Here is a 5,593-nt window from a genome sequence, read left to right on the forward strand (position 1 = left end):
GTGGTCAAGGTTCAGTTTTTAGCTTGGTTATCGCTTTTTCCATTTTAGCTTAAAGCCGTCCTCAAAGGACGGGGTTTTAACCCAAATTTTCGATAACAGGCTGCTAAGTAGCTGGTTATAATTAAATTAAAAATGGATTTTAGGTTCGATCCCCCCTGCCCCCCTTGATAAGGGGGGTGCCGATAGGCGGGGGGATATCCCTTGATAAGGGGGGTGCCGATAGGCGGGGGGATATCCCTTAATAAGGGGGGCATCTGATAATTTTTAACGCCTACCTACTTACAAGCTCTGTTAGCTGATGCTCCTGGGGTGCCAGTCTTCTTGGATACCCCGACTTGCGGCAACAACCCGAGAAGTTGGCTAAAGACAAAACCCGCAACAGCTAGACTACTCTTTTTTTAACTTAAGGCAAGCTTTCTATTAATTGGATCACAAAGTTAGCCCTTGCAGAATCGCCTAAAGTTAGATAACCTTCTCTGGCTTTACTGTACCAAATCTTGGCTTGATTATTATCTCCTAAAGCTGCATAAACTTCTCCTAAACCAAATTGAGCTAAGGTTTTTTCTTCTAATTGTTCTGGTATCTGAGCTAATTCTATCGCTTTTAGATAATGATTGGTAGCTAGATTAGCTAGGCCAATTTGCCAGTACAAGTCAGCTAAGTTTCTCTCGATGATTGCTGAATTTTGACCCTGTTTGATGGTAGTTTCTAGAATAGTGATCGCTTCACTGGTAAGATGATAAGTTGCTAGGGATTGGGAAGATAAAACATAGTTATTAAAAGTTGAAGTCGGTAGGGTATAAGTTACATAAAAATCGGCTAATATTAATGCTTTAGTTTGCTTATTTATATTTAATTGTTCTATTTTATTAACTTCGTCCTGTATGGTTGCAACTTCTGAGGAATGTAACCTGATAAATTCTATTTTAGAAGCTTTATCTTGCTCGGAAGACTGTCCCCCATCGGTTTTAATTGTCACAGAATAAGGAATACCGGGCTGAAAAACTGGTGTTCCGGGATAGGAAATTTGGGTTTGAGAAACTTGCTTTTCCCAGATAATCCTCTGTGAATCCATAACTTTTATTGTGTAATATCTCGTTTGGGAAACTTCATTCCAGCGCAAAATGGGGGTATCTGTCAGTATCAGGGTGTGACGGGGTGAAATGAGATAGGGAATGAGTGCATTTGTTCCTCCTAAAGAACCTGGGGGTGGGGGATTTTTGGCTTTTAACGCTTCCCAGATGGGGCAAATTGTCTTTAGTCCAGAAGGTACACCTGAACTAACTGGGCGTTGTTGTAAATCGGGACATAATACTGTCACCCTAACACCCTGAAGAGGAAAAATTTGATCGCCTTTGTTTAATTCTGTATTAATAGAAACGGGTTTAAATTCAGTCCAATTTTGTCTTTTTAGCTTGACGATACCAGTTGTTGATTCAATTCTAGCAGGCAAGGCTATCCCTTTAGCACTTTCTAAAAATAGGGTCAGCATTCCTGTGCTTAATCCTAATAGGATGAGTTGGGTTTTGGTGAGCATTTTTGTTTCTCCCGGTTTGCTAGACATTGTTGTGCTTGTATTCTCCAGCTATCTTCGTCAGGATTTAAGCTGTTAGCGTATTGATTACAGGTTTCCCATTCTTTTAATGCCTCTGTTTGGTTATTTTGGGCTTCTCTTACCTGCGCTAGTAAACAATGAGGGGCAGCACTATTTTTATCTAATTTAATCGCTTCTAATAAAGCTGTTTCTGCCGATGGAATATCTCCTTGTTTTAGCCTTGCCCAACCTAAATTTTTCCAGATAGCAAATTGGGTTTCTTGATCTAATTTTGACCCAGATTGGGCTTTAAGTAAGAGGTGAACAGCAGCAGGATAATTTTTATTGAGAATATGTAATCGAGCTAGATTATTAATAGCGGTAGTGTTACCTCCTTGTATAGCTAGTATATATTCTTTTCTGGCTAAATCAAAATCCTGTAATTCTTCGTAGAGTAATCCTAAGTTAAAATGTGCCTCAGCGTCATCTGGATTTAAAGACAAAGCTCGTTGATAATCTTCTTCTGCACTGCTCAAATCTCCCTTTTGATAATGACTCCAACCCCAATGATTATACCAGGTGGCTACAGTTGGTAAAGAGAGTCTTAATCCCCAAATACTCAGCATTAGTAAAAAAGATAAACCAGCGCCAATTTCTTGCCAGTATTGTTCTTGAATCCCAAAGCGTGCCAGTAAGTTTTTTCCAGTTTCTTGTCCAGTTTTAGTTAAGACTCCTCCTGCGGCAAGTAAGGTTAATATACTTTGAAAACTGATTAAAACACCTCCCAAAATATCACTTCCCCCCGAAAGAAACCGCGAGCCAATTTCACCAATTAATCCTAAAGAAATTGTCAAGAAAGTAACAGAAGCTCCATTTGCCAATAAATCGTATTTGTGCCAAGAAGAATCAATTTTAGGGACTTCAAGTAGCCACCACCAATTTTTAGTATCGGGATTAAAATCGGGACGTAATTGGGCGATTATTGGGGCGATTGTGGCTTGTTTTTTCCTAAGAATGTTGTCTAATTCTTGGAGGGTATTTAGGATATTATCAGTAATTAAATAGGTTTCTGTTAGGGCTGTTTGAATGCGATCGCGTGCTAGTAAAATATTAAGAATTTCGGCTTCTGTTGGTGTAGGACGCTCTTGGAGAATTGCGATCAAATCTTGATAGGTTTTTAGGTCTTGTTCTAGAGATGAATTAGACATAGGCTTAGAATACTTAGAATAGTGATTTTCTTAAAGTAAACCTAGAATTGTTCTTAACGCTGTTTCTAATTCTTCGAGATAAGGATTGTCTAAATGTCCCATAACTCGAATAATTCTTGACTTATCTATGACTCTAATTTGCTCGCACAGTGCTACTGAATCTTGACTTAAACCTGCTATACCTTCTGGAATAAAAACATGAGAATCAAGTAGTTTGCGCCGGATTTTAGTGGTTAATGGCACAATAATAGTATGAGGACTTACGCCATTAGCTCGATCAATTTGTATAACGATTACAGGTCTAATTCCTGACTGTTCTGTGCCAATGACGGGGTTGAGGTCGCACAAAACCACATCACCACGAATAACGCTACCATTTGATTTCGCCACGAGCTAATTTTTCTTCATAATCTTCTAGATTTGACAAATAATCTGAAAAATCGGATTCTGCGATTTCTACGAAATCAGAAAACTGCTGATTGTACTTTAAGGTAAGGAAATCAATAAAGTCATTCACTTCTTCAACTAATGACTCTGGAAGTTGACGAATTTTGGCAATTGTAATATCTTGGACTGTCATGATTGAGAATTGTTCTTGAGAGTGGGGTACTAAAGCTCAACTACAAACTGATCATAGCATTTTTGAGCAGGATTTTAAAGATTTATCTAACAACTGATAACTGATAACTGATAACTGATAACTGATTATAATCCATTGCCAATGAGAATAAAAGGTGCCCAGTAACGGGGATGGCTGAGGCGATTTGCTACGTCCGATGGCACTCCTTCAATAGGTTCTATTTTAATACTACCACGCCGCTGCTGATCGGTTGGGTTATTACTGGTAATCAAGGCAATTTGTGCCTGTTGTAATGCCTCTGTTTTACTCAATTTACCCGTCCTCAAAGCAGCATAAAAAGCATTCATCAAAGCTTGTGTACCGCCATCATCAACACTCCATAAAGAGGCAATAACTGCCCTTGCACCTGCGGTTTGTAGTCGATATCCTAAACCTAAAATTTCAATTCCTGTGCCGTAATTACCCCCTAAACCTGTCTCGCAAGCACTTAAAACAATTAAATCAATATTTTTAAACCGCCAGTTTTTCATTGTTTGTAGAGTCACCACTGTCCCATCTCCAAAAAGAACAAAAGACTGTTCTGGAGTTCCCACCACAAAGGCTGCATGGGTGGCAAAATGGACGACAGTATAGCTATCTAGTAGGGGAATAATTGTTTGATTGAAGTCTTTATCGAAGTATTTAGTAGTAGGAGAAACTGTCTGTGCCAATTTATCTACCTCTATACCCGCAAAAGGCAACCCATTAAATCTGAAGTCTTGTCCCTCATGTCGAAACTGATAGCTGCCCTTAACGAATGCCGCCGCTAAAATTTGCATTTTCGGTTCGGGTTTGGTATTAAAATCAGTCAGGGATGCAGCCGTAATATTATTAACCCGGTAGCGTTCAATTAACCACTGTTTGCCGTCGTATAAAGCCGCTAGAGGAATGTATCGCAGTTGTCCGTCAGGAGCATAAATAATCGTTTTTGCATCGGCAGTTTTTAGGTTATTTTCTAGGGGTTTAATCAGCCATTCATAAAGCTGTTGGGCTGGCTTTTTGGCATCCAGATTAGGATTTTGTAAGGCTTCCCGGAAAGCGCGAATAGTTTCGTTTAGTTCTTTTTTGCTGACTTTTACGGTGTGGCGGACGGGAGGAGAATCAGCAGTGGTGAGGATGATTTCTAAGCGGTCATCAAAGATGATTGGGTAGATAAGGACGGCATTTTGTTGGAGTTTTTTGAGATTATCAGATAAGCCAATTAAATTGTCTAAATTATTCAGGAGATCGGCGGAACGGGTTTGGGGTTTGAGTTGGTTAATTAAGGCTAAAACTTCCGGACTTTCGATAAATTTATTAAACTCAGCGACAATTTGTTCCTGTTGTTTCCAGAGTTGGGCGAGACGTTGTTCTTCGGGGGGAGTTAGTTTGCCGTTGAGTTTTTGTCGTTCTTGCAGTCGGCTGATTTCTTGGCCAATTTCTACTGCTTTATTAAGAATTGCCTCAATTCCCTCGTCTATTTTTTGTTCTGGCGGTAGTTTAGGAACTCCCTGTTCTGTATTTGTATTACCGCGCACTCCCCGCAAATAATCGTCTAATTCCTGTACTTTTAACAAGTCTAACACCCGTTGCGCTTCCAGAATGCGGTCTTGTTGCAGCAGCAAGTCAGCTAAACGACGGTAAGTATTGGCAACAGTTTCGGTGTAGGTTTGTTGCAATTCTTTAGAGAGTTTTTTGATATCGCCTCTGAGAGTTTCATAGACGTTAACCGATTGTTTATAGAAGATAATCCCTAGTTGAGGTTGGTTTTGTTGTTGCAGTAAGTAACCAATATTTTCTAAGGTATTAGCTTCCCCTGCGCGATCGCCCACTGCCCGCGATAAGGGTAAAGCCTGTTGGTAGTAGTCTAAAGCCTTTTGTTTCTCCCCTAAAGCATAATAGACACCACCAATATTATTGAGAGTGGCGGCTTCCCCGGAGCGATCGCCCACTGCCCGCCTTAAGGGTAAAGCCTGTTGGTAGTAGTCTAAAGCCTTTTGTTTTTCTCCTAAATCATCATAGACAAGACCAATATTATTGAGAGTAGTGGCTTCCCCCGTGCGATCGCCCACCGCCCGCGATAAGGGTAATGCCTGTTGGTAGTAGTCTAAAGCCTTCTGTTTCTCCCCTAAAGCATTATAGACAACACCAATATTATTGAGAGTAACGGCTTCCCCCGTGCGATCGCCCACCGCCCGCCATAAGGGTAAAGCCTGTTGGTAGTAGTCTAAAGCCTTCTGTTTCTCCCCTAAA

The 5,593-nt window shown here is 40.4% G+C and carries 5 protein-coding genes; all 5 read right to left on the reverse strand.

Annotated elements, in window-relative coordinates; genetic code table 11:
- Positions 1-403: 403 nt before the first annotated feature.
- Positions 404-1,537 (reverse strand): tetratricopeptide repeat protein, encoded by a 1,134-nt coding sequence (locus IM322_RS15455; RefSeq protein WP_287672275.1) that lies wholly within the window; start codon positions 1,535-1,537, stop codon positions 404-406.
- Positions 1,507-2,742, reverse strand: a complete 1,236-nt coding sequence (locus IM322_RS15460; protein WP_287672277.1) for a tetratricopeptide repeat protein — start codon at positions 2,740-2,742, stop codon at positions 1,507-1,509. The genes IM322_RS15455 and IM322_RS15460 overlap by 31 nt, the downstream gene beginning before the upstream one ends.
- Positions 2,743-2,772: 30 nt before the next feature.
- A complete protein-coding gene (locus IM322_RS15465) occupies positions 2,773-3,132 on the reverse strand; it encodes a type II toxin-antitoxin system PemK/MazF family toxin (protein WP_287672279.1) in 360 nt (119 codons plus the stop codon).
- A complete protein-coding gene (locus IM322_RS15470) occupies positions 3,113-3,322 on the reverse strand; it encodes a DUF2281 domain-containing protein (RefSeq protein WP_002789196.1) in 210 nt (69 codons plus the stop codon). Before IM322_RS15470 ends, IM322_RS15465 begins: the two co-directional genes overlap by 20 nt.
- A gap of 125 nt (positions 3,323-3,447) precedes the next feature.
- Positions 3,448-5,593 (reverse strand): CHAT domain-containing protein (locus IM322_RS15475; protein ID WP_287672281.1); only part of this gene is annotated, 2,146 nt, incomplete at its 5' end.

The sequence above is a fragment of the Microcystis sp. M109S1 genome (assembly GCF_020247025.1).
In the GTDB taxonomy this organism is placed as follows: domain Bacteria; phylum Cyanobacteriota; class Cyanobacteriia; order Cyanobacteriales; family Microcystaceae; genus Microcystis.